Annotated in this window: 21 protein-coding genes; 14 read left to right on the top strand and 7 right to left on the bottom strand. The window is 63.4% G+C overall.

Annotated features, from left to right (window positions below; translation table 11 throughout):
- Window positions 1-7: 7 nt before the first annotated feature.
- Complete coding sequence (locus NCT32_RS17885) at window positions 8-1,018, bottom strand: LysR substrate-binding domain-containing protein (protein ID WP_250490466.1); 1,011 nt, start codon at window positions 1,016-1,018, stop codon at window positions 8-10.
- Between the two features lie 438 nt (window positions 1,019-1,456).
- Between NCT32_RS17885 and NCT32_RS17880 the strand changes: the two genes are divergently transcribed.
- The 7 genes from NCT32_RS17880 (at window position 1,457) to oxlT (ending at window position 10,190) form a co-directional block, all read left to right on the top strand.
- Window positions 1,457-3,094, top strand: coding sequence for a peptide ABC transporter substrate-binding protein (locus tag NCT32_RS17880; RefSeq protein WP_086960599.1), 1,638 nt, complete (start codon window positions 1,457-1,459; stop codon window positions 3,092-3,094).
- Between the two features lie 39 nt (window positions 3,095-3,133).
- Window positions 3,134-4,054 carry an oligopeptide ABC transporter permease OppB gene (oppB, locus tag NCT32_RS17875; protein ID WP_061115683.1) on the top strand — a complete coding sequence of 307 codons (921 nt, stop codon included), beginning with the start codon at window positions 3,134-3,136 and terminating at the stop codon, window positions 4,052-4,054.
- Between the two features lie 11 nt (window positions 4,055-4,065).
- The gene (locus NCT32_RS17870; RefSeq protein WP_061115684.1) at window positions 4,066-4,956 is read left to right on the top strand and encodes an ABC transporter permease subunit; all 891 of its coding nucleotides are present in this window, start codon (window positions 4,066-4,068) and stop codon (window positions 4,954-4,956) included.
- Between the two features lie 3 nt (window positions 4,957-4,959).
- Window positions 4,960-5,946, top strand: a complete 987-nt coding sequence (locus tag NCT32_RS17865) for an ABC transporter ATP-binding protein (RefSeq protein ID WP_250477432.1) — start codon at window positions 4,960-4,962, stop codon at window positions 5,944-5,946.
- Entirely contained in the window at window positions 5,939-6,922 is a 984-nt protein-coding gene (oppF, locus tag NCT32_RS17860; protein WP_061115686.1) for a murein tripeptide/oligopeptide ABC transporter ATP binding protein OppF, read from the top strand. The genes NCT32_RS17865 and oppF overlap by 8 nt, the downstream gene beginning before the upstream one ends.
- A gap of 273 nt (window positions 6,923-7,195) precedes the next feature.
- Complete coding sequence (locus NCT32_RS17855) at window positions 7,196-8,530, top strand: OprD family outer membrane porin (RefSeq protein WP_250490465.1); 1,335 nt, start codon at window positions 7,196-7,198, stop codon at window positions 8,528-8,530.
- Window positions 8,531-8,876: 346 nt separating this feature from the next.
- A complete protein-coding gene (gene oxlT, locus NCT32_RS17850; RefSeq protein WP_250477430.1) occupies window positions 8,877-10,190 on the top strand; it encodes an oxalate/formate MFS antiporter in 1,314 nt (437 codons plus the stop codon).
- Window positions 10,191-10,412: 222 nt separating this feature from the next.
- Here the strand turns inward: oxlT and NCT32_RS17845 are convergent, their stop codons facing one another.
- The 6 genes from NCT32_RS17845 to hmpA all read right to left on the bottom strand — a co-directional run bounded on the left by NCT32_RS17845 (window position 10,413) and on the right by hmpA (window position 14,701).
- Complete coding sequence (locus tag NCT32_RS17845; protein ID WP_250477429.1) at window positions 10,413-10,589, bottom strand: hypothetical protein; 177 nt, start codon at window positions 10,587-10,589, stop codon at window positions 10,413-10,415.
- A gap of 158 nt (window positions 10,590-10,747) precedes the next feature.
- Window positions 10,748-10,888 carry a hypothetical protein gene (locus NCT32_RS17840; RefSeq protein WP_250477428.1) on the bottom strand — a complete coding sequence of 47 codons (141 nt, stop codon included), beginning with the start codon at window positions 10,886-10,888 and terminating at the stop codon, window positions 10,748-10,750.
- Window positions 10,889-10,963: 75 nt separating this feature from the next.
- The gene (locus NCT32_RS17835) at window positions 10,964-12,193 is read right to left on the bottom strand and encodes an NnrS family protein (protein ID WP_061116059.1); all 1,230 of its coding nucleotides are present in this window, start codon (window positions 12,191-12,193) and stop codon (window positions 10,964-10,966) included.
- Between the two features lie 255 nt (window positions 12,194-12,448).
- The gene (locus NCT32_RS17830) at window positions 12,449-12,853 is read right to left on the bottom strand and encodes a cupin domain-containing protein (RefSeq protein ID WP_086960666.1); all 405 of its coding nucleotides are present in this window, start codon (window positions 12,851-12,853) and stop codon (window positions 12,449-12,451) included.
- A 16-nt stretch (window positions 12,854-12,869) separates the two neighbouring features.
- Window positions 12,870-13,307, bottom strand: coding sequence for a carboxymuconolactone decarboxylase family protein (locus tag NCT32_RS17825; protein WP_061115741.1), 438 nt, complete (start codon window positions 13,305-13,307; stop codon window positions 12,870-12,872).
- 212 nt (window positions 13,308-13,519) lie between these two features.
- Window positions 13,520-14,701 (bottom strand): NO-inducible flavohemoprotein, encoded by a 1,182-nt coding sequence (gene hmpA, locus NCT32_RS17820; RefSeq protein WP_250490464.1) that lies wholly within the window; start codon window positions 14,699-14,701, stop codon window positions 13,520-13,522.
- A 122-nt stretch (window positions 14,702-14,823) separates the two neighbouring features.
- Between hmpA and norR the strand changes: the two genes are divergently transcribed.
- The 7 genes from norR to NCT32_RS17785 all read left to right on the top strand — a co-directional run bounded on the left by norR (window position 14,824) and on the right by NCT32_RS17785 (window position 21,988).
- The gene (gene norR, locus NCT32_RS17815; protein ID WP_061115743.1) at window positions 14,824-16,425 is read left to right on the top strand and encodes a nitric oxide reductase transcriptional regulator NorR; all 1,602 of its coding nucleotides are present in this window, start codon (window positions 14,824-14,826) and stop codon (window positions 16,423-16,425) included.
- Window positions 16,426-16,882: 457 nt separating this feature from the next.
- The gene (locus tag NCT32_RS17810; protein WP_250477494.1) at window positions 16,883-17,494 is read left to right on the top strand and encodes a c-type cytochrome; all 612 of its coding nucleotides are present in this window, start codon (window positions 16,883-16,885) and stop codon (window positions 17,492-17,494) included.
- Between the two features lie 58 nt (window positions 17,495-17,552).
- A complete protein-coding gene (locus NCT32_RS17805; protein ID WP_061116061.1) occupies window positions 17,553-18,770 on the top strand; it encodes a cytochrome c in 1,218 nt (405 codons plus the stop codon).
- Between the two features lie 14 nt (window positions 18,771-18,784).
- On the top strand, window positions 18,785-18,955 hold the full coding sequence (locus NCT32_RS17800) for a hypothetical protein (protein WP_086960614.1): 171 nt from the start codon (window positions 18,785-18,787) through the stop codon (window positions 18,953-18,955).
- A 45-nt stretch (window positions 18,956-19,000) separates the two neighbouring features.
- On the top strand, window positions 19,001-19,567 hold the full coding sequence (locus NCT32_RS17795; protein ID WP_061115744.1) for a cupredoxin domain-containing protein: 567 nt from the start codon (window positions 19,001-19,003) through the stop codon (window positions 19,565-19,567).
- Window positions 19,557-21,182 carry a b(o/a)3-type cytochrome-c oxidase subunit 1 gene (locus NCT32_RS17790; RefSeq protein WP_061115745.1) on the top strand — a complete coding sequence of 542 codons (1,626 nt, stop codon included), beginning with the start codon at window positions 19,557-19,559 and terminating at the stop codon, window positions 21,180-21,182. The genes NCT32_RS17795 and NCT32_RS17790 overlap by 11 nt, the downstream gene beginning before the upstream one ends.
- Entirely contained in the window at window positions 21,179-21,988 is an 810-nt protein-coding gene (locus tag NCT32_RS17785; protein WP_061115746.1) for a cytochrome c, read from the top strand. Before NCT32_RS17790 ends, NCT32_RS17785 begins: the two co-directional genes overlap by 4 nt.
- The last annotated feature ends 638 nt before the right edge of the window (window positions 21,989-22,626 follow it).

Raw genomic sequence — 22,626 nt, 5'->3', positions numbered from 1 at the left:
CAGGGCGTCAGTCGGCGCTCGAAGAAACCGCGTCCGGTGTATCACTTGCGGCGTCATCGTGCGGCGCGTCGTTTTGGGGGACTCGCTTCGGGGCGTCCCCCGAGAGGACTTCCTGCGGGGCCTCGAACGAATAGTGCTCGACGACGCGCTTCACCGAATTGCGGAACGACGCGACAAGGTCCGAGCGAATTCCGCTGCTCGGATACGACAACACATATTCATACTCGATGTCGGTCTCGAACGGCCGCACGACGACACCATGCGCGCGCCAGACCTTCGCCCCGAAGGGCTCGACGATCGAAATGCCAAGGCCGCCCGCGACCATCGCATAGCGGGTGTGGGCCGTGTCGGTGAAGACCGTATAACGCGGCCGGTCCTCGGTGGATGAAATGAGCGATTGCTCGGCTTCGTAAGGCTGGCGCGAATTCGGCAACCAGCCGATCAGCTTCTCGCCGCGCAAGTCGGATGGTCGAACGATCTTCTTTTTTGCGAGCTTGTGCGTGGCGGGCATCGCGCAGGAAGCGCGCGCCTTGAGCAGCGTCTCGACCTCGATGCCCGCGACCGCCGGAAACGCGAGGCTCAGCGCGATATCGGCCTTGTGATTCTGCAGGTTCACGAGCACCTCGGGCACCTTCACCGAGTCCACCTTGATCGGCACGCCAGGGTGCCGCTCGGTGAAATCGGCGAGCACGGGCGGCAGGAGCGTCGTTGCGAGCACGGGCATGCACGCGACCGTGAGGCCATCGGACGCTTCCTCGCGGATCATGTCGGCGACCTGCTTCAGGCGCTCCAGGCCGAGAAAGTTCTCCTCGACGGATTTGTAGAAGCGCAGCCCTGCGGTCGTCGGATTCAGACGGCCGCCGATGCGCGAAAACAGGCTGAAACCGAGATCGGCTTCGAGGTCGGCAATCAGCCGGCTGATCGCGGGTTGCGTCACATGGAGTTTTTTTGCTGCACCGACACTGGTGCCGGTCATGATGAGGCTGCGAAAAGCCTCGATCTGGCGAAAACGGATCATCTTTCGGACGGCATTGAAGCGGCAGTTATACGGCGACGCAATCTTATAGGAAACAAGCACTTGCTGCCTTAAGGCCAGCTATGCAGCAAAAACCGCAAAGTGCCTCGATTCAACAAATTGAACGACTATTCGAAAAATTTAGTGACTATAAGCACATGTGAGTGGCATCTGACTTATTGATGCGAAATACTCGCCGCCAGCCTGAAGCGCGAATGAAAGCGTCCCGCAAAAGAATCGTCCGCCAGGCGCGTGATCTGTACGTGACTTCGCCGCAGCGACGCGGTGGCATCAAGAAAGCTTTTCGTTAGATTTGCCAAGTTTGCGGTCAGCTTGTTTATCCTACTTGCGATAAACACCCCTTACACGAAGGACTGCGAACGTACGCAAGGAAAACGAAAGTCAACAACCAATAGTCGAGACAAAGAAAGAGGATTCCCCATGACGTTTTTTGCTGTTCCCCACGTATCGATCCGACGCACGAAGCTCGCCGCCGCCGCGACGCTGCTGGCCCTCTCCGCGCTGCACGCGACGGCCGCCATCGTGCCGACTGGCGTTACGCTCGCCGCGAAGCAGGAACTCGTGCGCAACAACGGCTCCGAGGTCGAAACGCTCGATCCCGCGCTGGTCGAAAGCGTGGTGGCGGCCAACGTTTCGCGTGACCTGTTCGAGAGCCTGACCGCCACCGACCCGGACGGCAAAGTTGTGCCGGGCGTCGCGGAAAAGTGGGAACAGAAGGACGCGACGACCTGGATCTTCCACTTGCGCAAGAACGCGCGCTGGTCCAATGGCGATCCCGTCACCGCAAACGATTTCGTGTACGGCTGCCAGCGCTTCGTCGATCCGAAAACGGCGTCGTCGTATGCGAGCGTGTTTGGCCCCTTCGTGCAAAACGGCGCGGATATCGTGGCGGGCAAGAAGCCGGCGAGCGCGCTCGGCGTGCGCGCCATCGACGCGAACACGATCGAAGTCAGGACTGACGGCCTCGTGCCGTTCCTGCCCGAACTGATGTCGAATCCGAACTTCGGGCCGGTTCATCGCGCGACGGTCGAAAAATTCGGCAAGGACTGGACGAAGCCAGGCAATCTCGTCAGCAACGGCGCCTTTCAGCTCAAGGACTGGCAGGTCAACAGCAAGCTCGTGCTGACGAAGAACGCGAACTACTGGGACAAGAAGAACGTCCAGTTGACGCAGGTCACCTACCTGCCGGTCGAGGACGAGAACACCGACGTCAAGCTGTTCCAGTCCGGCGAGAACGACATGACGTATCAGTTGCCGACGGGCACGTACGCGAAGTACAGCCAGCAATTTCCGAAGGACATCCGCAACTCGCTGATTCTCGGCACGCGCTACTACAGCTTCAACAATCGCGATCCGCTGCTGAAGGACGTGCGCGTGCGCAAGGCGCTCTCGATGGTCATCGACCGCGATCTGCTCGCGCAGCGCGTGACCGCCGATGGCCAGACGCCGCTGTACGGCCTGCTGCCGAAGGGCGTGAGCGGCGCGGACGTCTCGAACTACGAATGGTCGGCCTGGCCGATGGCGAAGCGCGTCGAGGAAGCGAAGAAGCTGCTGGAACAGGCGGGCGTGAAGCCGGGCACGAAGCTGCGTTTCGCGATGAACACGAGCGACTACAACAAGAAGATGGCGATCTTCGTCGCGTCGGAATGGAAGACGAAGCTCGGCCTCACGATGGACATCGAGTCGATGGAGTTCAAGGTGCTGCTGAAGAAGCGCCATGAAGGCGACTATCAGATCGCGCGCAATGGCTGGGTGGCCGACTACAACGACGCGACGACCTTCCTTACGCTCGTGCAATGCAAGTCGGAGCAGAACGATAACTTCAACTGCAACCCGAAGGCCGACGCACTCATCAAGAATGCGGCCGGAACCGCGGATCTCGCGAAGCGCGCGCAATTGCAGACTGAGGCCGCGAAGCTCGTGATGGACGACTACCCGATGCTGCCGCTGTTGCAATACGGCTTGCCGCGTCTCGTGAAGAGCTATGTCGGCGGCTACTCGCTGAAGAACCCGATGGATCACTACGGCAGCAAGGATCTCTACATCGTCAAGCACTGACATCGCTGAATTCACTGCCATAGGCGAAGGGGAACGCTCATGTGGTCCTACACGTTGCGGCGCGTGCTGCTCACGCTGCCGACGCTGCTGATCGTCGTGACGATCTGCTATCTGCTGCTGCATGCGACGCCCGGCGGACCGTTCGACGGCGAGCGCAAGGTATCCGCCGAAGTGCTTGCGAACCTGCAGGCGAAGTACCACCTCGGCGAGCCGCTGTGGAAGCAGTATCTGTTTTATCTCGACGGTCTCATGCACGGCGATCTCGGCGCGTCGTTCCGCTATGCCGACTGGAGCGTGAACGACCTCGTGCTGCGGGCGCTGCCGGTGTCGCTCACGATCGGGGGCGTGTCGATGCTCCTCGCGATCGTGATCGGCGTGGCGCTGGGCGTCGCGGCGGCGCTCTATCGCAACAGCATCGCGGACTATGCGCTCATGCTCGTCAGCAACGCGGGTAACGTGTTCCCGTCGTTCGTGCTCGGGCCGGTGCTGATCCTCGTTTTCGCGATCCTGCTGAAGTGGCTGCCCGCGGGCGGCTGGAACGACTTCCAGCTGCGCTACATGGCGCTGCCCGTCGCGCTGCTCGTGATGATCAACGTGGCGACAGTCGGCCGCGTGACGCGCGCGAGCCTGATCGAGGTGCTGAACACGAACTACATCCGCACCGCGCGCGCAAAGGGACTGCCAATGCGCACCGTCGTGCTGCGTCATGCGCTGAAGCCGACGCTGATTCCGGTCGTTTCGGTGATCGGGCCGCTCGCCATTTCGTCGATTACGGCCGCGGTCGTCACGGAATCGGTGTTCTCGCTGCCGGGCATCGGCAAGCTGATCGTGAACGGCGCGGCCAATCGCGATTACACGCTCGTGCTCGGCCTCGTCGTGCTGGTCACGGTCGTGGCGGTGGTGCTCAACCTGCTGGTCGATCTCGCGTATGCGTGGCTCGATCCTAAGATCCGTTATTGAAAGGGCGCGCGATGAAATCTGCTTCTCTTGCACCCATGCTCGAAAAGGCCGTCGCGGGCCGCAGCCCGTGGCAGGACGCGCGCGCGCGTTTCCTGCGCAACAAGGCCGCCGTCGTGAGCCTGATCCTGCTCGTTCTGGTCACGCTCGCGTGCATCGTCGGGCCGTGGCTCCTGCCGAACGAATTCGACTCCACCGACTGGAACGCGACGAGCGCGGCGCCCACGCTCGCGAACTGGCACCTCTTCGGCACCGACGACACCGGCCGCGATCTGCTCGTGCGCTGCCTGATCGGCGGCCGCGTCTCGCTGATGATCGGCGCGCTCGCCACGCTCACGTCCGTCACGCTCGGCATCGTGTGGGGCGCGATCGCGGGCTTCGTCGGCGGACGCGTCGACAACGCGATGATGCGCATCGTCGACATGATGTACGCCATCCCGTACCTGCTCATCGCGATCCTGATGGTGACGCTGCTCGGCCGCGAGTTCTATCTCGTCGTCGTCACCATCACCATTTTTTCGTGGATGGACATGGCGCGCGTCGTGCGCGGCCAGACGCTTTCGATCCGCTCGAAGGAGTATGTCGAGGCGGCGCGCGCGATCGGCGTGCCGACGCGACGCATCATCGCGCGGCATGTGGTGCCGAATCTGCTCGGCATCGTCGCGATCTACACGACCGTCACCGTGCCCGCCGTCATCCTCACGGAATCGGTGCTGTCGTTTCTCGGACTCGGCGTGCAGGAGCCGATGACGAGCTGGGGCGTGCTGATTCAGGACGGCGTCGGCGTGATGGAATCGTCGCCGTGGATCTTGCTGTTCCCGGCGGCGCTGTTGTCGATCACGCTTTACTGCATCAATTTTGTCGGCGACGGGCTGCGCGACGCACTCGATCCGAAGGACAGGTGAGCCATGCCGTTACTCGAAGTCAATGACCTGCAGGTCGAGTTCAGGACGCACGACGCCACCGTGCGCGCCGTGAACGGCGTGAACTTTTCGCTGGAAGAGGGCGAGACGCTCGGCATCGTCGGCGAATCGGGCTCGGGCAAGAGCCAGAGCGTGCTTGCCATGCTGGGCCTCATCGCATCGAACGGGCGCGCGCGCGGACAGGCGATGTATCGCGGCGAGAATCTCATCGGCATGTCGGATCGCGCGATGAACCGCATCCGCGGCAATCGCCTTTCGATGATCTTTCAGGATCCGATGAGCTCGCTCAATCCGTATCTCACGATCGAGCGGCAGATGACCGAAGTGCTGGAACTGCACAAGAACGTCACGCGCCGTGAAGCGAAGAAGCGCGCGATTGCGATGCTCGAAGCCGTGCGCATTCCGGAGGCGGCGCATCGCATCGGGCAGTATCCGCACGAGCTGTCCGGCGGCATGCGCCAGCGCGTGATGATCGCGATGGCCCTGCTGTGCGAACCCGAAGTGCTGTTCGCCGACGAGCCGACCACCGCGCTCGACGTCACCGTGCAGGCGCAGATCCTGCAATTGCTGCGCAACCTGCAACACGATTTCGGCACGTCGATCGTATTGATCACGCACGATCTCGGCGTCGTCGCCGGGTTGTGCGAAAAGGTGATGGTGATGTACGGCGGCCGCGTGATGGAGCAGTGCGATGCCGCCACGTTGTTCGCGAAGCCTTCGCATCCGTACACCATCGGCCTGTTGCGCGCGCTGCCGCGCCTCGATCACGAGGGTGGTGAGCTGACCGGCATTCCGGGCAATCCGCCGAACATGGCGCATCCGCCGGCGGGCTGTCCGTTCCACGAGCGCTGCGCCGATGCCGGCGACGAATGCGCCGTCGATGCGCCCGCGCTGAAGGCCGTCGGACCGGGCTGGCTGCGGGCCTGTCATCGTCCGGTTCATCAAGTCACGAAGGAAACGAGCCATGTCTGACGCGACGATCCTCTCCGTGCGCGACATGCGCGTGCATTTTCAGGTGAAGTCGAAAAACCGCCTGCCGTGGGCGCCGCGCCGCACGCTGAAGGCCGTCGACGGCGTGAGCTTTGATTTAAAGGCGGGCGAGACGCTCGGCGTCGTCGGGGAATCGGGCTGCGGCAAATCCACGTTGTCGCGCGCGATCCTGAACCTCATTCCCGCGACGGCCGGCGACATCGTATGGATGGGCGCCACGCTCTCGGGTGCATCGGCGCGCGAATGGCATCGCGTGCGCGGCGACGTGCAGATGATCTTCCAGGACCCGCTCGCATCGCTCGATCCGCGCATGACGATCGGACAGATCATCGCGGAGCCGCTCGTCGAGCATCGGCCTGGTATCGCAAAGCGGGACATGGACGAACGCGTGCGCGCGATGATGGCGAAGGTCGGCCTGCGCGAGCAGATGATCAACCGCTATCCGCATGAGTTTTCCGGCGGGCAGTGCCAGCGCATCGGCATCGCGCGCGCGCTGATCGTCGAGCCGAAGCTCGTCATCTGCGACGAACCCGTGTCGGCGCTCGATGTGTCGATTCAGGCGCAGATCGTGAATCTGCTCAAGTCGCTGCAAAAGGAGATGAAGCTCGCGCTCATCTTCATCGCGCACGATCTGGCCGTGGTGCGTCACATCTCCGATCGCGTGATGGTGATGTACCTCGGCCGCGTGATGGAGCTCGCGGAGAAACATGCGCTCTACGGCACGCCGCGCCATCCGTACACGCGCGCGCTGTTGTCGGCGGTGCCGGTGCCCGATCCGTCGGTCGAGCGCGCCAAGACCGTGCAGATCCTGTCGGGCGACATTCCAAGCCCGATCGATCCGCCTTCGGGCTGCGTGTTCCATACGCGCTGCCCGATGGCACAGACGCGCTGCTCGCGCGAAGTGCCGGCGCTGCGCACGTTCGGGGCGGATTCATCGGCGGCGTGCCTGTTTGCTTGAATGGCGATTCGCGCCAATCCGCGCCAATCAGAAAATCAACGATATTCGAGGAAGACACACCCGCAATAAATAAAGTACACGCGTCGCCCGTCCTTTGCTCCGTTTGCTCATCCGCCTGTACGCCTCGACGCTTCTAGCGTCGCCGGGCGAGGTGTTTCGCAATCCTTCGTTTCGATCAAGCCGTCAGCAGTTGAATCAAAATAAGTGGAGATCTTTTTCGTGACAAAACAAAAACGTTCACTAGCGCTATCGATTTTGTTGTTCAGCGGTTTCATGGCCGCGACAGTCGCCGCGCACGCCGATGAAGCCGAAACTCAGCCTGTTTCGCGTCACACCGAAGCGCCGCCCAACACCGAAGCGGACGCGCCGGTGAGCAGTCAGGCGAAGTCGAAGGGCTTCCTCGAGGATTCGCACTTCAACGTGCTGATGCGCTCCTTTACCGAGCATGACGAATTCAAGGGCGCGGGCAAGAAGGACGCGTGGGTGCTCGGCGCGCAGGCCGTCTTCGAATCGGGCTATACCAAGGGCCTGATCGGGCTCGGCGGCGACGTGTCGCTCTTCGGCGCGTTCAAGCTGAACGGCGGCAACGGGGCGGGTAATCGCGTGCACGTGGGCACGGACGGCGGCGGATCGAATCAATTGGCGTGGGCCTATCCGGGCGTGTGGGACGTCAAGGCGCGCGTGTCGAACACGGTGCTCAAGTACGGTCAGCAACTCTTCGACAACCCGTTTCTCGTACCGCACGACAACCGCGCGTTGCCGCCGACTTATCGCGGCTTCTCGCTTGCGAGCGATGAAATCAAGAACCTGACGCTCAAGGCCGGCACGGTGGATGGCGTGCTCGCGCGCGGCATGACGACCGTCACCGGCCTGACGACCGAATACGGCGGCACGCACGTCTCGCAGTTCACGTACTTCGGCGGCGACTGGACGCACGGTGACGATACGTCGGTGTCGCTGTATGGCAGCGTCGCGAACAACGTGTGGCAACAGTACTACCTGACGGCGACGCAGAGCATCGGCGATCCCAAGACCGTGCGCTGGACCGGCTCGCTGAACTACTACTACACGGGCGCGATCGGCGACAAGCGGCAAGGCGCGATCAACAACAACGCGTATTCGCTGGCACTTGCCGGCACGCACGGCGCGCATACGGTGCAGGTCGCGTTCCAGCAGATCGTGAGCGATCAGACGTTCGACTACATGGGCCAGTCGGCGGGCGACTATCTCTCGAACTCGCTCGACGTGGACTACAACCAGCCGCATGAAAAGTCGTTGAGCCTGTCCTACACGCTCAACATGAAGCAGTACGGCGTGCCGGGACTCAAGTTCACGATGTGGGGTGCATATGGCTGGGACGCCGATGGCAGTGCGATGGCCAACAGCGGCACGGCTCAGGCGGCCAACTATCTCGTCAACGGTGAACCGATCCACGGCACGCACTATGAAATCGGCGTGATTCCGAGCTATACGATTCCGGATGGCAAGTTCAAGAACACGTCGGTCAAGTTCTACTACATGCACCATCACAGCAATAGCGCCTACTACCCGGACGGCACCAGCGATGTGTACCGGCTGATGGTCAACGTGCCCGTCAACATCTTCTGAAATTGTCGAAACGCGGTAAAGCGTAAACCCTACAGAAATACCCGTTTACATTACGTTTAACTTTCATTTATAAAGGAAGGGCGTGCTGCGGATTGCCATGTCTCGCCCACGCTCATCGCCCGGCAGGCCTGTTTCTGCCGGGCTTTTTTTTGTCTGCGCGGTTGTTCCTCACTGCAGCTTTCATGCGCTTTCGAAGCAAGATCCGCTTAGTGAAAACCCCGCCATTTCTTTCGCTTGACTTACTTGATATATCACATACTGTGTATATGCGATGCGACATGAAATGCGTCGCGTGAGGCGCCGTTCGGCGTCCGAATACACAAGGCAATTTGCCAAGGAGACAGGCATGGGAATGAACCAGATGGACCGCGACGACAAGGCGTCGCGCCTGGCGTCGCCGTGGGTGCAATTGGTTTTCGGCGTGATTTGCATGGCGATGATCGCGAACATGCAGTATGGCTGGACGCTCTTCGTCAACCCGATCGACGAGAAATATCACTGGGGCCGCGCGGCCATTCAGGTGGCGTTCACGATCTTCGTCGTGACGGAAACATGGCTCGTGCCCGTGGAAGGTTATCTCGTCGACAAGTACGGGCCGCGGCCGGTCGTGGTCGGCGGCGGCCTGCTGTGCGCGATCGCATGGGCGATCAACTCGGTGGCGTCGTCGCTGCCGCTTCTGTACTTCGCGGCCGCTGTCGGCGGCGTCGGCGCGGGCGCGGTGTACGGCACGTGCGTCGGCAATGCGCTCAAGTGGTTCCCGGCGCGACGCGGACTGGCTGCGGGCATCACGGCGGCGGGTTTCGGGATGGGCTCCGCCGCGACGGTCGTGCCGATCGCGCACATGATCAAGTCGAGCGGCTACGAAGCGACGTTCCTCTGGTTCGGTCTGGGGCAGGGACTCGTGGTGTTCCTGCTCGGCATGGCGCTCTACGCGCCGCCCGCGCAGATGATCGCGTCGGTGAAGAGCGCGGTCAAGGCGGCGGTCTACAACGCGAGTCCGAAACAGGTGCTGGCATCGCCGATCTTCTGGGTCATGTATCTGATGTTCGTCATGATGGCAGCCGGCGGACTGATGGCGACGGCCCAGCTCGGGCCGATCGCGAAGGACTTCGGGCTGCACGATTCGCCCGTGTCGATACTCGGTCTGACGCTGCCCGCGTTGACCTTCGCGCTCACCATCGACCGCGTGCTCAACGGCCTGACGCGACCGTTTTTCGGCTGGGTGTCGGATCGCATCGGGCGGGAAAACACGATGTTCGTCGCGTTTGCAATCGAAGCGGTGGGCATCGTCGCGCTGTCGAAGTACGGGCACAATCCGACGGCGTTCGTCGTGCTGACCGGCATCGTGTTCTTCGCGTGGGGCGAAATCTACAGCCTTTTCCCGGCGACGTGCGGCGACACGTTCGGTCCGAAGTTCGCGGCGACCAACGCGGGTCTGCTTTATACGGCGAAGGGCACGGCTGCGTTGCTCGTGCCATTCTCGAGCGTGATCACGACGACGACCGGAAGCTGGCACGCGGTGTTCATGCTCGCGGCGGGCATGGCGGCGATATCGGCGCTGCTCGCGCTCTTCGTGCTGAAGCCGATGCGTAACGCGCATTCGCAGAAGCACGCGCGCGCGGCGTCGCTGGACATGTCCTACACGGCGGTGAAGGAGTGATGCGTACGGCGTGAGGTCGGCTGGGCGGGCGACCCGGCGTGTCGCCCGTTTCTAGTTATCGAGCTCGCGCTTTCCGCGGCTTGCGACTGATGATGCGGCGCTCGAGGCCGCGTTGCGGATGCGCGTTTCGTCTTGCCGCCGGCAGGTGGTCTCCTCGCTCCCTTATCCCCGTGATTCGAGCGATCCTGCGGCAGCAGGATGGGCGTTCAGCGCCGTCGCGGGCTACGGCGACGCGCGAAACGAAAGCAGATGACGCCGCGGATTCGACACGCCTCGAAGCGCGGCGCAGAACGCCAGGCGGGGCACGCGTGTATCGATGCTGGCGATCCCCGCCCGCAATGCCAGCGCGCACGCCGGCGACACGAGAGCGAGAAGAACCAGACTTACGTGAGCGCTCATGCTGTCTCCAGTCGATGTCGGCGCTAGATGTCGCCGACGGTTGTCCAATGAACGTAGTGTCGTCGCGAAGGGCGCGCGGGCCAACCCGGCTCGCGCGGGGAACGCACGATTATTCAGGAGACGGATGAAGCGAGCCCCGCATATGGAGGGACGGTGAATCAGAACCGCGTGCCGACGCTACAGCCGCCGAAGCCGCCGCCATTGGTGGCGAAGGCGCTGCAACCGAGAAGGCCGCAGCCGGAAAGCGTGAGCGCAGCGACGGCGAGCGCCACGGCGCAAATATGACGAAGGTGCTTCATGGTGACATCGGAATGGGAAAGCGGGATGCGATTCTCGCGGAACCGGCGCATCCCGATGTCAAAACGTGTTGCCTCTCAACCCGGCTTGCCATCCGCACGCGGTCTGAATAGCGGCGCAGCGTACGCCGCGACGTACAGCGCGAACGCGAGCACCCAGCAGATGCCCGCGGCGAAGATCCACGTCGAATGCCATGCAGGCGCGGCGAGCGGCCCGAGCACGCGCAGCGCGCCTGCCGCGATCACGAGCGCATAGCACGCGATATCGCGCTTGTCCGCGACGAGCGGGCGTCCCGTATGTCCGCGTGCGGTGCGTGTGATCATCGCGATGATCGCGCCGCCGATCGCGCCGGCCGCGAACGCGTGCATCGCGAGGCCATGGGGCACGCGCGTCCATCCTCGCGAGGACGCAGCGAGCAGCGCGAAGCCGAGCGGCAACCACGCATAAGCCAGATGCAGAATCGCGAGAATGGGCCGTCCGCGCACGGCGTACGAGCGCCAGCCGATCATCCGCGCGAGATGCACCCCGCACGCCAGCAAGGCGAGCGGCGCGACGATCGCGCCATCGAGCGCGAGGGCATCGGCGAAAAACGCCGCGAGCGTGAGCGGCGCGACCGTCGCCTCGACGATGCGCCGGCGCCGCGCGACGAAGCCGGGGATCGCGTTGGCGGTAAACATCGGGATCACGCGTCCACCGATCACGCTGACGAGCAATACGACGATGCCCGCGGATGCATACACGGCGCGCATCGAGAGATCGGCGCGCGTATCGATCGCGAAGCCGTGAAACAGGGCGTTCAGCGCGCCGAACGCAAGCAGCACGACGGCGAGGAAATAGTTGCGCCGGTTGCCCGCCTTCATGAGCACGCGGAGCAGCAGGAGTGCGGCGAGGGGCAAGAACGCGCTATCGACGATCGCAGCCGGCAGCGCGGGACCGCTCCACACGAGCACGCGCCCGGCAAGCCACAGCAGCGTGAGCGCTGCGAGCACCGCGCCTTTGGCCGTGTCGCGTCCGGTCCAGGCGCGCACGGCCGTCAGCAGAAAACCGGCGATGATCGCCGCCGCGAAGCCGAACACCATTTCATGCGCGTGCCAGCCGATCGGGTCCGCACGCAGCAGATAGCCGCCGGAAAGCGGCACGCCCGACAGCACGAGCAACCACACCGTCAACGCGACTGCGCCGAACGCCGCGCCGCACAAATAGAACGGCCGGAAGCCGAGATTGAATAGCGCGCCGCGCTGATAATGGCTCGGCTCGCGCTTTTGCGACGCCGCGACAAAAACGGTGCTGGGTTCTGCGATCTTCATGACATCCTCACGATGGAACCGCCGTGCGCGCGAGTGCGCGCACGGGTAACCGATGAACAGGTTCGCGCCGGCGAACATCGGCAACGCGAGCGCTAGCTTCACGCATGCGAGCGTCCCCAAGGCCAGGCCGAAGCTGCACCGGCGCGTCACAGCCGCGCCGGGACACACCACGCTTGCCCGAGCCCGCAGAGCCCGGGCACGATGCTCAAGAGCCAAGCGGCAACGCGCGGACGGTTCACGATGTCATCGCCTCGATCAGTGCGGAATCGGCTGCTTGACCGGATCGTTGTCGCCGACGATCGCGAACACGAGCAGCTTCGCCGGCTTCGTCGCGCTCGCATTTTTCGACACGATGTGATGCGCGCCCGGCGGCTCGTACCATGATTGCCCAGGACCATACGTCTTCGCGGCGGAACCTTCGAGCTGCGATGTGACGTGGCCTGCGAGCACGTAAGCGAAGATCGACCCCGGATGCATGTGCGCTTCCGATGCCTGTCCCGGCTTGTACGAGACGGTCGCCATGAGCACGTTCTTGCCGGCTGCCTCGGGAATGGCCTGCTTCATCACCGGCGCGACGACCTCCGCGCCCTTCGTATCGTGCGCGCCGGCATTCGCCGCACCGATCATCAGCGCAGCGGCCAGAACGAAAGATTTGCGCATGCTCATGTCCATGTCCTCATGCAGGCGTCTTGCGGAACGCGATGGCGAAGCGGTTCCAGCTATTGATCGCGGAGATGAGAAGTGTCAGGTCCACGATTTCCTCGTCGCTGAAGTGCGGCTTCACGGCTTCCCACACGCTGTCGGGTACGTGATCCTGCGACACCAGCGTCAACGCTTCTGTCCATGCGAGGGCGGCGCGTTCGCGATCGGTGAAGAACGGCGTCTCGCGCCACACGACGACCGTCGCCAGACGCCGGTCCGTTTCGCCGCCCTTGCGCGCATCGGTCGTGTGCATGTCGACGCAGAACGCGCAGCCGTTGATCTGCGATGCGCGCAGGCGCACCAGTTCGGTCAGCGATTTTTCGAGCGCCGACTTGGCGATGCGCTCTTCGACACCGACGAGCGCCTTGATCGCGGCGGGGCTGGCCTTGTAGAAGTCGAGACGGGGTTCCATTGACGTATCCTCTTTGCTTGGTTCGGAAAGCGCGCCAGAGCGGCGCGGCAAGAGAAGATTAGGCCTCGGAGTGGCTGTTTGAAATGACCGGTTTTATGGAATTTCAGGTAGCCACCGCATCGGCGCCGGACTGCTTTCCGCTCGAATCAGGACGCAAAAAAACCCACGGCGGCACGCGCCGCGGGTCCACAGGCGCAGCCTCGCGCGCGGAATCAGTCGAGCGCGGCGGCGGGGCCGAAGAACTCGTAGCGGCTCTGCGCCTCGGGCACCCCGAGCACCTTCAGATGCTTCTTCACCGCCTTCATGAACGCCTTCGGGCCGAGGAAGTACGCATCGACATCACGGTTCTTCGGTAGCCACGCGTCGAGCAGATTTTCGTTGACGAAGCCGATGCCATGCGCTTCGTGATCGCCGTCGCGCTTGTGCTCGTAACAGTAGAAGCGCTCGAGCTGCGGGTGACGCGCCGCCAGCTCTTCGATGACCGCGCGGAACGCATGGACGCCGCCGTGCCGCGCCGAGTGGATGAAGTGCACCGGGCGCCTGGTTTCGAGCGCGGCCTGAAGCATCGCGAGCGTCGGCGTGATGCCGACACCGCCGCTGATCAGCACGAGCGGCTTCTCGCTCTTTTCCAGCCTGAAGTCGCCTGCGGGCGGATAAAGCTCGAGCACGTCGTTTTCGCGGACGTTCGCATGCAGAAAGTTCGACACCTTGCCGTTCGCCTCGCGCTTCACGCTGATGCGATAGTCGCGGCCGTTGGGCGCCGCCGAGAGCGAATAGTTGCGACGCAGTTCCTCGCCGTCGATGACAAGGCGCAGGCCGATGTACTGGCCCGGATGGAAGTCGAGCAGGGCGCCGCCGTCCTCGGGCACGAGATAGAACGACGTGATTTCGTCGCTTTCCTGCTCCTTGCGAGCGACGACGAACCGCCGCGTGCCGCGCCATCCGCCCGGCGCCTTTTCGCGCTCGCTATAGATGCCTTCCTCGAGCCCGATCAACAGATCGGCGAGTTGCCCGTAGGCGGCGGCCCATGCCTCGATGACGGCGTCGGTGGCGATTTCCTCGCCGAGCACTTCTCGGATCGACGCGAGCAGGCAGCGCCCGACGATCGGATAATGCTCCGGCAGGATGTTCAGCGCGACGTGCTTGTTGATGATCTGACCGACCAGGCCGCCGAGCTTCTCCAGTTCGTCGATATGCCGCGCATACATCAGCACGCCGTTGGCGAGCGCGCGCTGCTGCGCGCCGCTTGCCTGGTGCGCCTGATTGAACATCGGGCGAACTTCGGGGTATTCGGTGAGCATCTTGTTGTAGAAGTGCCTGGTGAGCGCCTCGCCGCCGCTTTCCAGCAGGGGGACGGTTGCCTTGACGATGGCTCGGTGTTCGGCTGACAGCATTCTTCGGTTCCTCATGATGAAAGGCGGAAGCGGGCGCTTCCGCGTCGAATTCCTCGGGCAAGACCAATACACGTTCCGTGCCAGAGTAGAATTGGCGTTAAATCAATCGTTTATCGAAATTCATGGTCGATTCGACTCTGGTCCAAAAGACTACAGAAGTAGTCGCAATGACTTCAAGGGTGCTGCTCGACGCCCTCGTGCCGCTGATCGAGGACCTGTCGAGCGAGATGCCCGACACCGAGCGCTACCGTCGTTTGCTGCACACGCTGCGCGCGCTCTTTCCGGGGGACGCCACTGCGCTTTTGCGGCTCGATGGCGACACACTCGTGCCGCTTGCCATCGACGGTCTGTCGAGCGATACGCTCGGCCGGCGGTTTCGCGTCAGCGAGCATCCGCGATTCGCGCGCATCCTCGCGCGCGAGGCGCCGACGCGGTTTGCCGCCGGCTCCGACCTGCCGGATCCGTACGATGGCCTCGTGAAGGGCGTAAGCGGCCATCTCGAAGTGCACGATTGCCTCGGTTGTCCGCTCATCATCGACGGGCGCGCGTGGGGTCTGCTGACGCTCGACGCGCTCGATCCTGCGCGCTTCGACGGTATCGACATGGCATCGCTCCAGGCGTTTCTCAGTCTCGCGGCGGCGACCGTGCGCGTGGCCGAGCGCATCGACACGCTCGCGAGACGAGGCGAGGCGGAGCGTCAGCGCGCGGAGGTGTATCGGCAGGCGAACGGGCCGCGGCGGCGAGAAATGATCGGCAGCAGCGGGCCGCATAACCGCTTGCTGGAGGAAATCGCGATCGTCGCGTCGAGCGATCTGACCGTGCTGATCACCGGCGAGACGGGCGTCGGCAAGGAGCTCGTTGCGAGCGAGATCCACGCGCTGTCGCCGCGCGCGGACAAGCCGCTCGTCAGCCTCAATTGCGCGGCGCTGCCGGATACGCTCGTCGAGAGCGAGCTCTTCGGGCACGTGCGCGGCGCTTTCTCGGGGGCGTCGTCGGATCGGCGCGGCAAGTTCGAGCTCGCCGATGGCGGCACGCTCTTTCTCGACGAAGTGGGCGAACTGCCGCTGCCCGTCCAGGCGAAGCTGCTGCGCGTGCTGCAGAACGGGCAGTTGCAGCGCATCGGCTCGGACAACGAGCACAAGGTCGACGTGCGGCTCATCGCCGCAACCAATCGCGATCTCGCCGAGGAAGTGCGCGAAGGGCGCTTTCGGGCGGATTTCTATCATCGCCTGTCGGTGTATCCGCTCGTGGTGCCGCCGCTGCGCGAGCGCGGGCGCGACGTATTGCTGCTCGCGGGTTACTTCCTCGAAGAGAACCGCTCGCGCCTCGGCCTCCTGAGTCTGCGTCTTTCCGCCGACGCGCAGGCCGCGCTGCTCGCGTATCGCTGGCCCGGCAACGTGCGCGAACTGGAGCATCTGATCGGGCGCAGCGCGTTGAAGGCGCTCGCGGCGCATCGGGAGCGTCCGCGCATCCTCACGCTCACCGCCGCCGATCTGACGCTCAACGGCGATGGCGCGACAGCCACGGTTAGCGCGCCGCGGGCGGAGGCATCGCCGTTGCCCGCGCCGGGCACGGACTTCCGCGACGCGGTGACCGCCTACGAACGCACGCTCATTCTCGATGTGCTGAAGCGTCACAACCAGAACTGGGCGTCGGCGGCGCGCGAGCTCGGTCTGGATCGCGCCAATCTCAATCGCCTCGCCCGGCGCCTCGGCCTCAAGTGAACGCGCCGCAACTCATTACCCGTCTCGAAATAATCGACCTGATCGTTCAAAGCTGCTGTATGCAATCCCCAGCGGGTTGATCTGGCGCAATTGCCCATCTCAAAAATGTGCGATTCATTGTTCGAGCGCAAATAACGATGCGTTGTGTCATGCGCATCGACGTCGTGCATTGAGACAATCTCCAGACTGGGAAAAAGAGGCCGTCTCTTCTAAGATCAGAAAAGCCAAGCGCAACCCATCGGCATCAAGAACATCGCAGCGCCTTGAAAAACCGCGTCGGACGCATGCCTCACACGCCCGGCAAATCGAACACGGCAAAGACAACGGGGGTTACGTGCGAAACGTGGCAAAGCTCTGCGCTTTCTTCTTGTCCGCGCTTTTCGCGTTTTTCAGCTTCGGCGTACTCGCGGCGGACGCCCCCGCGCGAGGCGCGGCGCTCGAACGCGCCCCCGATACCATGCAGGCCCGCGTGATGGGTTGTGCGGCCTGCCACGGCGCGCACGGCGAGGGCACCGACAACGACTATTTCCCCCGCCTGTCCGGCAAACCCGCCGGTTATCTGTACAACCAGCTCCTCGCGTTCCGCGACGGCCGGCGCAAATATCCGCCGATGAACTACCTGCTCGCTTATCTGCCCGACGCGTACCTGAAGCAGATGGCCGATTACTTCGCGGGCGAACGCCCGCCGTTCGCGCCGCCCGCGGCCGTGAGGGTCGACGAGAAAACGCTCGATCTCGGCAAGACGCTCGTCACGAAGGGCGATGCATCGCGCAATGTGCCCGCCTGCGTGAGTTGCCACGGCGCGGCGATGACGGGCATGGAGCCCGCGATTCCCGGCCTTCTCGGCCTGCATGCCGACTATCTCAGCGCGCAACTCGGCGCGTGGCGTTACGGCACGCGCTCGACCGTCGCGCCGGATTGCATGGGGCAGGTCGCGAAACTGTTGAACGACCGCGACATCACCGCGATAGCGGCCTATCTCGCGTCGCTGCCCGCGCCGGCGAATCCGGTGCCGGTCGCCGCCGGCTCGCTCAGGATGCCGCTCGCCTGCGGCAGCGTCCATAACTAACCGAGACCCCAACGTGCTCCGTTTTCGACATTTCCGAGCGCTGACCGTCGCGGTCTTCATTGCGGCGTGCGCCGCGCCGATCGGCCAGGCCGCGGCGCAAGGCGCGGATGCCGCCACCGTCAAGCGCGGCGAATATCTCGCGCGCGCGGGCGACTGCATCGCGTGTCATACGCTGCCCGCGGGCAAGACGTTCGGCGGCGGCCGCCCGATGGACACGCCCTTCGGCACGCTCTATACGCCGAACATTTCGTCGGACAAGGAGACGGGCATCGGCAAATGGACCGCCGAAGAGTTCTTCGCGATGATGCACACGGGCAAGTCCCGCGACGGCTCGCTGCTCTATCCGGCGATGCCCTACACGTCATACACGAAAGTCACGCGCGCCGACTCCGACGCGATCTACGCATTCCTGATGTCCACGCCGGCGGTGCATCAGCCGAACCGGCCGCACGAGCTGCGTTTCCCCTTCAATCGTCGTGAGCTGTTGCTCGGCTGGCGTTCGCTTTTCTTCCGCGAAGGCGTGTATGAGCCCGATGCGTCGCAATCGGCCGAATGGAATCGCGGCGCGTATCTGGTGGAAGGCCTCGGACACTGCTCGATGTGCCATACGGCCATCAACGCGCTCGGCGGCAACGTGAAATCGAAGGCGTTCGAAGGCGGCCTGATCCCGATCCAGAACTGGTATGCGCCGTCGCTCACGTCGAACAAGGAAGCGGGTCTGGGCGACTGGAGCCTCGACGACATCGTCGGTCTTCTGCATGCGGGCGTGTCGAATCGCGGCGCCGTGTACGGGCCGATGGCCGAAGTTGTCTACGACAGCCTGCAATATCTGACCGAGGAAGATGTTCGCGCGATGGCCGTCTATCTGAAGGCGCTGCCCGCGCGCTCCGGCGACAAGTCGGCGCCGCCGAGCCAGGCGGCCGTCGAAGAAAAGACGAGCCTCTCGCCGCTCGGAAAGAAGATCTACGACGCGCAATGCGCCGAATGCCATGCCGCGCAGGGCCAGGGCAAGCCACCCGACTTTCCGCCGCTCGCGAACAATCAGTCGATCGTGATGAGTTCGGCCGTGAACCCGATTCGAATGGTGCTGAACGGCGGCTATCCGCCCGGCACTTTCAAAAACCCGAAGCCCTACGGCATGCCGCCGTTCGCGCAGTCGCTCTCGGATGTCGAGGTCGCGGCCGTGGTCACGTATATCCGCACCGCGTGGGGCAACCGCGGCACGCCGGTCAGCGTGAAGGAAGTGAACGAGCTGCGTTCGGCGCCACTTTACTGAGCATCGACGACACCATGACTGAAGACCCGAATGAAATCGCGAGGCAGGACGCGAAGCTCGACGAGATCGTGAAGCGCGGCCCATCGGGCGCGATTGCGCTCGCGGGCATCTCGACGGCGATCGTCATCGGCCTCTGGTTCGTCTTCTATTTCGCCGTGTTCCTGCCGCGTGGCGTGATTCAGTGATCTCAGCGACCTCAACGATTCGGAAGGTTCACTAAGGCATCGCATATGGCCATCAATCCAAGCTCGCACGACATCGCCGAACGGGTCGAACGGCGTTGGGCGATTCTCGTGCTCGCGATCGTCGTCGTGCTCGTCGGCATGGTCGTTTATACCGGCGTGCACTGGTCGATGATGCCGCCGTCGCGCGTCGAGACGATTCGCCCTGAAACGCTGCATGTGTCGGGCGAATTCATCGAAAGCAATCTCGGCGCCGCGCCCGAGGCGGATGGCTCGGTGACGGTGCGCATCGTCGCGCAGCAGTACTCGTTCACGCCGCAATGCCTGGTGGTGCCGGCGGGCGTGCCGGTGACCTTCCGCGCGACGAGCTCGGATGTCGTGCATGGCTTTCTGATCACCGACACGAATATCAATTCGATGCTGGAGCCGGGCTATGTCTCGACGTTCAAGACGACTTTCGACAAGCCCGGCGAGCATCTGATGCCCTGTCACGAGTACTGCGGCACCGGGCATCAGAACATGTGGGCGCACGTGAAGGTGGTGGACCGCGCCGAATTCATGCAGATGGCCGACAAGATGCCGGCCAATTCGCGGAGAGTGTCCTGTGTTCAATAGCAAGCGCCTCGTACTCGCGCATTTCTGGCTGGCTTTCATCGCCTTCGGCGTCGCGCTTTTGCTCGGCGCATGGCAGATGCTCGTGCGCAGCCCGTTGCATCCGTGGCTGCAGAATCCGGAACTCTACTATCGCTCGGTGACGGAGCACGGCACCGTGATGGGCTATGCGTTCCCGACGCTCATCGCGATGGGCTTCGGCTACGCGGTGAGCGAGCTTGCGCTGAAGCGCCCGCTCGTCGGCCTGCGCTGGGCGTGGCTCGGCTTCTGGCTGGTCGCGGTGGGCGCGGTCACGGCGACGGTGCCCGTCGCAATGGGCCTCGCGTCCGTGCTCTACACCTTCTATCCGCCGATGATCGGCAACGTGTTCTATTACATCGGCGTCGTGTTCGTGGTGGTCGGCTCGTGGGTGTGGGTCGCGCTGATGTCGGTGAACCTCGCGTCGTGGAAGCGCGAGAACGCGGGCAAGCCGGTGCCGCTCGCGATGTTCGCGACCGTCGCCGGTGCCTATCTGTGGGGCTGGACGGCGGTGGGCGCGGCGATCGAAGTGCTGTTCATGATCCTGCCCGTCGCGATCGGCTGGAAGTCGACGATTGACGCGGGCCTCGCGCGCGTGTTCTTCTCGTGGACGTTGCACGCGATCGTCTACTTCTGGCTGATGCCCGCGTACATCGCGTACTACACCATCATTCCGCGTGCGATCGGCGGCCGTCTCTACAGCGATTCGATGGCGCGCATCTCGTTCATCCTGTTCCTCGTCGTGTCGATGCCCATCGGCATTCACCACCTTTTCGCCGATCCGCAAGTGGGCTCGGGCTTCAAGTTCATGCACTCGGTGTTCACCGCGCTCGTCGCGGTGCCGACACTGCTCACCGTGTTCACGATCTGCGCATCGGTGGAGATTGCAGCGCGGCTGCGCGGCGGACGCGGGCCGCTCGGCTGGATTAAGGCTTTGCCGTGGGACAACCCGATGATGCTGGCCGTCGCGTTCTCTTTCGTGATGCTCGGCTTCGGCGGGGCGGGCGGGCTCATCAACATGAGCTATCAGCTCGACTCGACGGTCCACAATACGCAATGGGTGACGGGGCACTTTCATCTGATCTTCGGCGGCGCGATCGTCATCATGTATTTCGTGATCGCGTACGATCTGTGGCCGCATCTGACCGGGCGCGCACTCGAGAGCGTGAAGCTGATGCGCTGGCAGTTGTGGCTATGGTTCATCGGCATGATCGTGCTCACGTTCCCGTGGCATTTCGTCGGCATTCTGGGGATGCCGCGGCGCATGGCGTTCTACGACTACAGCGATCCGGCGATCGCCGCGCAAGCGGTCTATGTGGTGATCTCAGTGCTGGGCGGGCTGATTCTGGTCGTATCGGCGGTGCTGTTTTTCATCGTCCTGATCAAGGCGCATCGCGCGCCGCGCACGGCGATCGAGGAGTTCCGCTTCAGCCGCGCGGTGCATGAGCCGCGCACGCTTCCCGTGGCGTTGAACAGTTTTGCGCTGTGGCTCGTGCTGATGATCGGCCTTACGCTCGTCAACTACGGCTACCCGATTGCGCAGTTGCTCGCGCGTTCGGATACGGCGGTGCCCGCAGTGCCGATCGGAGCGCAGCGATGAGCGACGAACGCCTCTTCACCTTCCGCAACCGCTGGTTCGCCGTCAGCGTGTTGGGGACGATCGGCATCGCCGTGGTGTCGGCGCTGATCGGTTTCGTATGGCTGCCTTCCGTGCAGCGCGACGCGCCGTTCACCGGTATCTGGAATGCGATCTGCAGCGCGGCGGGCGTGCCGCGCGAGTGGTATGCGGGCGGCGCGGCCGTCGAGCCGAAGGTGAAGCTCACGGGCGTCGAGATCACCCCGCAGTTGCTCACTAACGTAAGCGCGAATTCGATCGGGCGTGGCGCGACGCTGGCCTTGCGCTGCACGATGTGCCACGGGGAACGCGGCATGAGCGACGCGAATTCGCCGAATCTGGCGGGGCAGTATGCGTCGGTGATTTACAAGCAGCTGATCGATTTCCAGAAGGGCGCGCGCACCAACGCGGTGATGTCGCCGATGGCGATGAACCTGAGCGATCAGGATATGCGCGATCTCGCGGCGTATTACGCGAATTTGCCGCGGCCGCCGGCGCAGCGGAAGGTGAGCGACGCGCTCGCGCCGGCGATCGTCGCGCATGGTGCGCCGATGCGCAATATCGCGCCATGTGCGGCGTGTCATGGGGGCATCGATAACAAGGCCGGTAGCCCTTGGCTCGATGGCTTGCCGGCGGCTTATACCAAGTCGCAATTGATCGCGTTTGCCAATGGCACGCGGACGAACGATGTTAACGAGGTGATGCGCAATGTTGCGCGCAACATGACGCCGGAGGAGATCGATGCGGCGGCGATGTATTACGCGCGGGAGTTGAATGCGAATGCTAAGTGATTTGTTTTTGGGGTTGACTTTGATTTCGCCGGATCCCGTTTTCTTTGTGGTTTATTAGCGTTGCCCCTATGCGGGGCGGCAGTCACTTTCTTTGCTGCTGCAAAGAAAGTAACCAAAGAAAGCAGCTCGAGACGCCCGCGGTCACACGCAGTTTGGCCACGCTTGCCAGCCGATCGTGGGCTGCCTAAGTGTCGCCCTCACAAGACTAATCGGGCTTGGCTCGCGCACGGTCTGTCGCCGCGCGCCGCACAGCGGAGCGGTTCAGCACCAAAAGGCTCTGGCCCGCTTCGCGGCCGATGGGTTCATCGGGTTTGCGCGCGCTTCGTCGCTAACGCATCCATCTCATTGCATGTGCGATAGGTTGGTTTCCCTGGTAGACCCGTCGGCAGCGCGCAGCGCTGTGCCGAAGCTATTTGGTGCTGAACCAGCAAGTGGAGTGGTGCGATGAGACAGACCGTGCGCGATCCAAGCCCGGTGTGGCCTATGAGGGCGACACTTAGGCAGCCCACGATCACATGGCAAGCATGGCCAAACTGCGTGTGACCGCGGGCCTATCGAGCTGCTTTCTTTGGTTACTTTCTTTGCAGCAGCAAAGAAAGTGACTGCCGCCCCGCACAGGGGCAGTGCTAATAAACCAA

The organism is Caballeronia sp. INML2, assembly GCF_023631365.1.
GTDB lineage: Bacteria > Pseudomonadota > Gammaproteobacteria > Burkholderiales > Burkholderiaceae > Caballeronia > Caballeronia turbans.
This window is presented reverse-complemented; position numbering and strand designations above follow the sequence as displayed.

Bases quoted from the DNA above. Each gene is read 5' to 3' on its own strand.
- NCT32_RS17885 (WP_250490466.1), bottom strand. From the start codon at position 1,018: ATGATCCGTTTTCGCCAGATCGAGGCTTTTCGCAGCCTCATCATGACC.
- NCT32_RS17880 (WP_086960599.1), top strand. From the start codon at position 1,457: ATGACGTTTTTTGCTGTTCCCCACGTATCGATCCGACGCACGAAGCTC.
- oppB (WP_061115683.1), top strand. From the start codon at position 3,134: ATGTGGTCCTACACGTTGCGGCGCGTGCTGCTCACGCTGCCGACGCTG.
- NCT32_RS17870 (WP_061115684.1), top strand. From the start codon at position 4,066: ATGAAATCTGCTTCTCTTGCACCCATGCTCGAAAAGGCCGTCGCGGGC.
- NCT32_RS17865 (WP_250477432.1), top strand. From the start codon at position 4,960: ATGCCGTTACTCGAAGTCAATGACCTGCAGGTCGAGTTCAGGACGCAC.
- oppF (WP_061115686.1), top strand. From the start codon at position 5,939: ATGTCTGACGCGACGATCCTCTCCGTGCGCGACATGCGCGTGCATTTT.
- NCT32_RS17855 (WP_250490465.1), top strand. From the start codon at position 7,196: ATGGCCGCGACAGTCGCCGCGCACGCCGATGAAGCCGAAACTCAGCCT.
- oxlT (WP_250477430.1), top strand. From the start codon at position 8,877: ATGGGAATGAACCAGATGGACCGCGACGACAAGGCGTCGCGCCTGGCG.
- NCT32_RS17845 (WP_250477429.1), bottom strand. From the start codon at position 10,589: ATGAGCGCTCACGTAAGTCTGGTTCTTCTCGCTCTCGTGTCGCCGGCG.
- NCT32_RS17840 (WP_250477428.1), bottom strand. From the start codon at position 10,888: ATGAAGCACCTTCGTCATATTTGCGCCGTGGCGCTCGCCGTCGCTGCG.
- NCT32_RS17835 (WP_061116059.1), bottom strand. From the start codon at position 12,193: ATGAAGATCGCAGAACCCAGCACCGTTTTTGTCGCGGCGTCGCAAAAG.
- NCT32_RS17830 (WP_086960666.1), bottom strand. From the start codon at position 12,853: ATGCGCAAATCTTTCGTTCTGGCCGCTGCGCTGATGATCGGTGCGGCG.
- NCT32_RS17825 (WP_061115741.1), bottom strand. From the start codon at position 13,307: ATGGAACCCCGTCTCGACTTCTACAAGGCCAGCCCCGCCGCGATCAAG.
- hmpA (WP_250490464.1), bottom strand. From the start codon at position 14,701: ATGCTGTCAGCCGAACACCGAGCCATCGTCAAGGCAACCGTCCCCCTG.
- norR (WP_061115743.1), top strand. From the start codon at position 14,824: ATGGTCGATTCGACTCTGGTCCAAAAGACTACAGAAGTAGTCGCAATG.
- NCT32_RS17810 (WP_250477494.1), top strand. From the start codon at position 16,883: ATGCAGGCCCGCGTGATGGGTTGTGCGGCCTGCCACGGCGCGCACGGC.
- NCT32_RS17800 (WP_086960614.1), top strand. From the start codon at position 18,785: ATGACTGAAGACCCGAATGAAATCGCGAGGCAGGACGCGAAGCTCGAC.
- NCT32_RS17795 (WP_061115744.1), top strand. From the start codon at position 19,001: ATGGCCATCAATCCAAGCTCGCACGACATCGCCGAACGGGTCGAACGG.
- NCT32_RS17785 (WP_061115746.1), top strand. From the start codon at position 21,179: ATGAGCGACGAACGCCTCTTCACCTTCCGCAACCGCTGGTTCGCCGTC.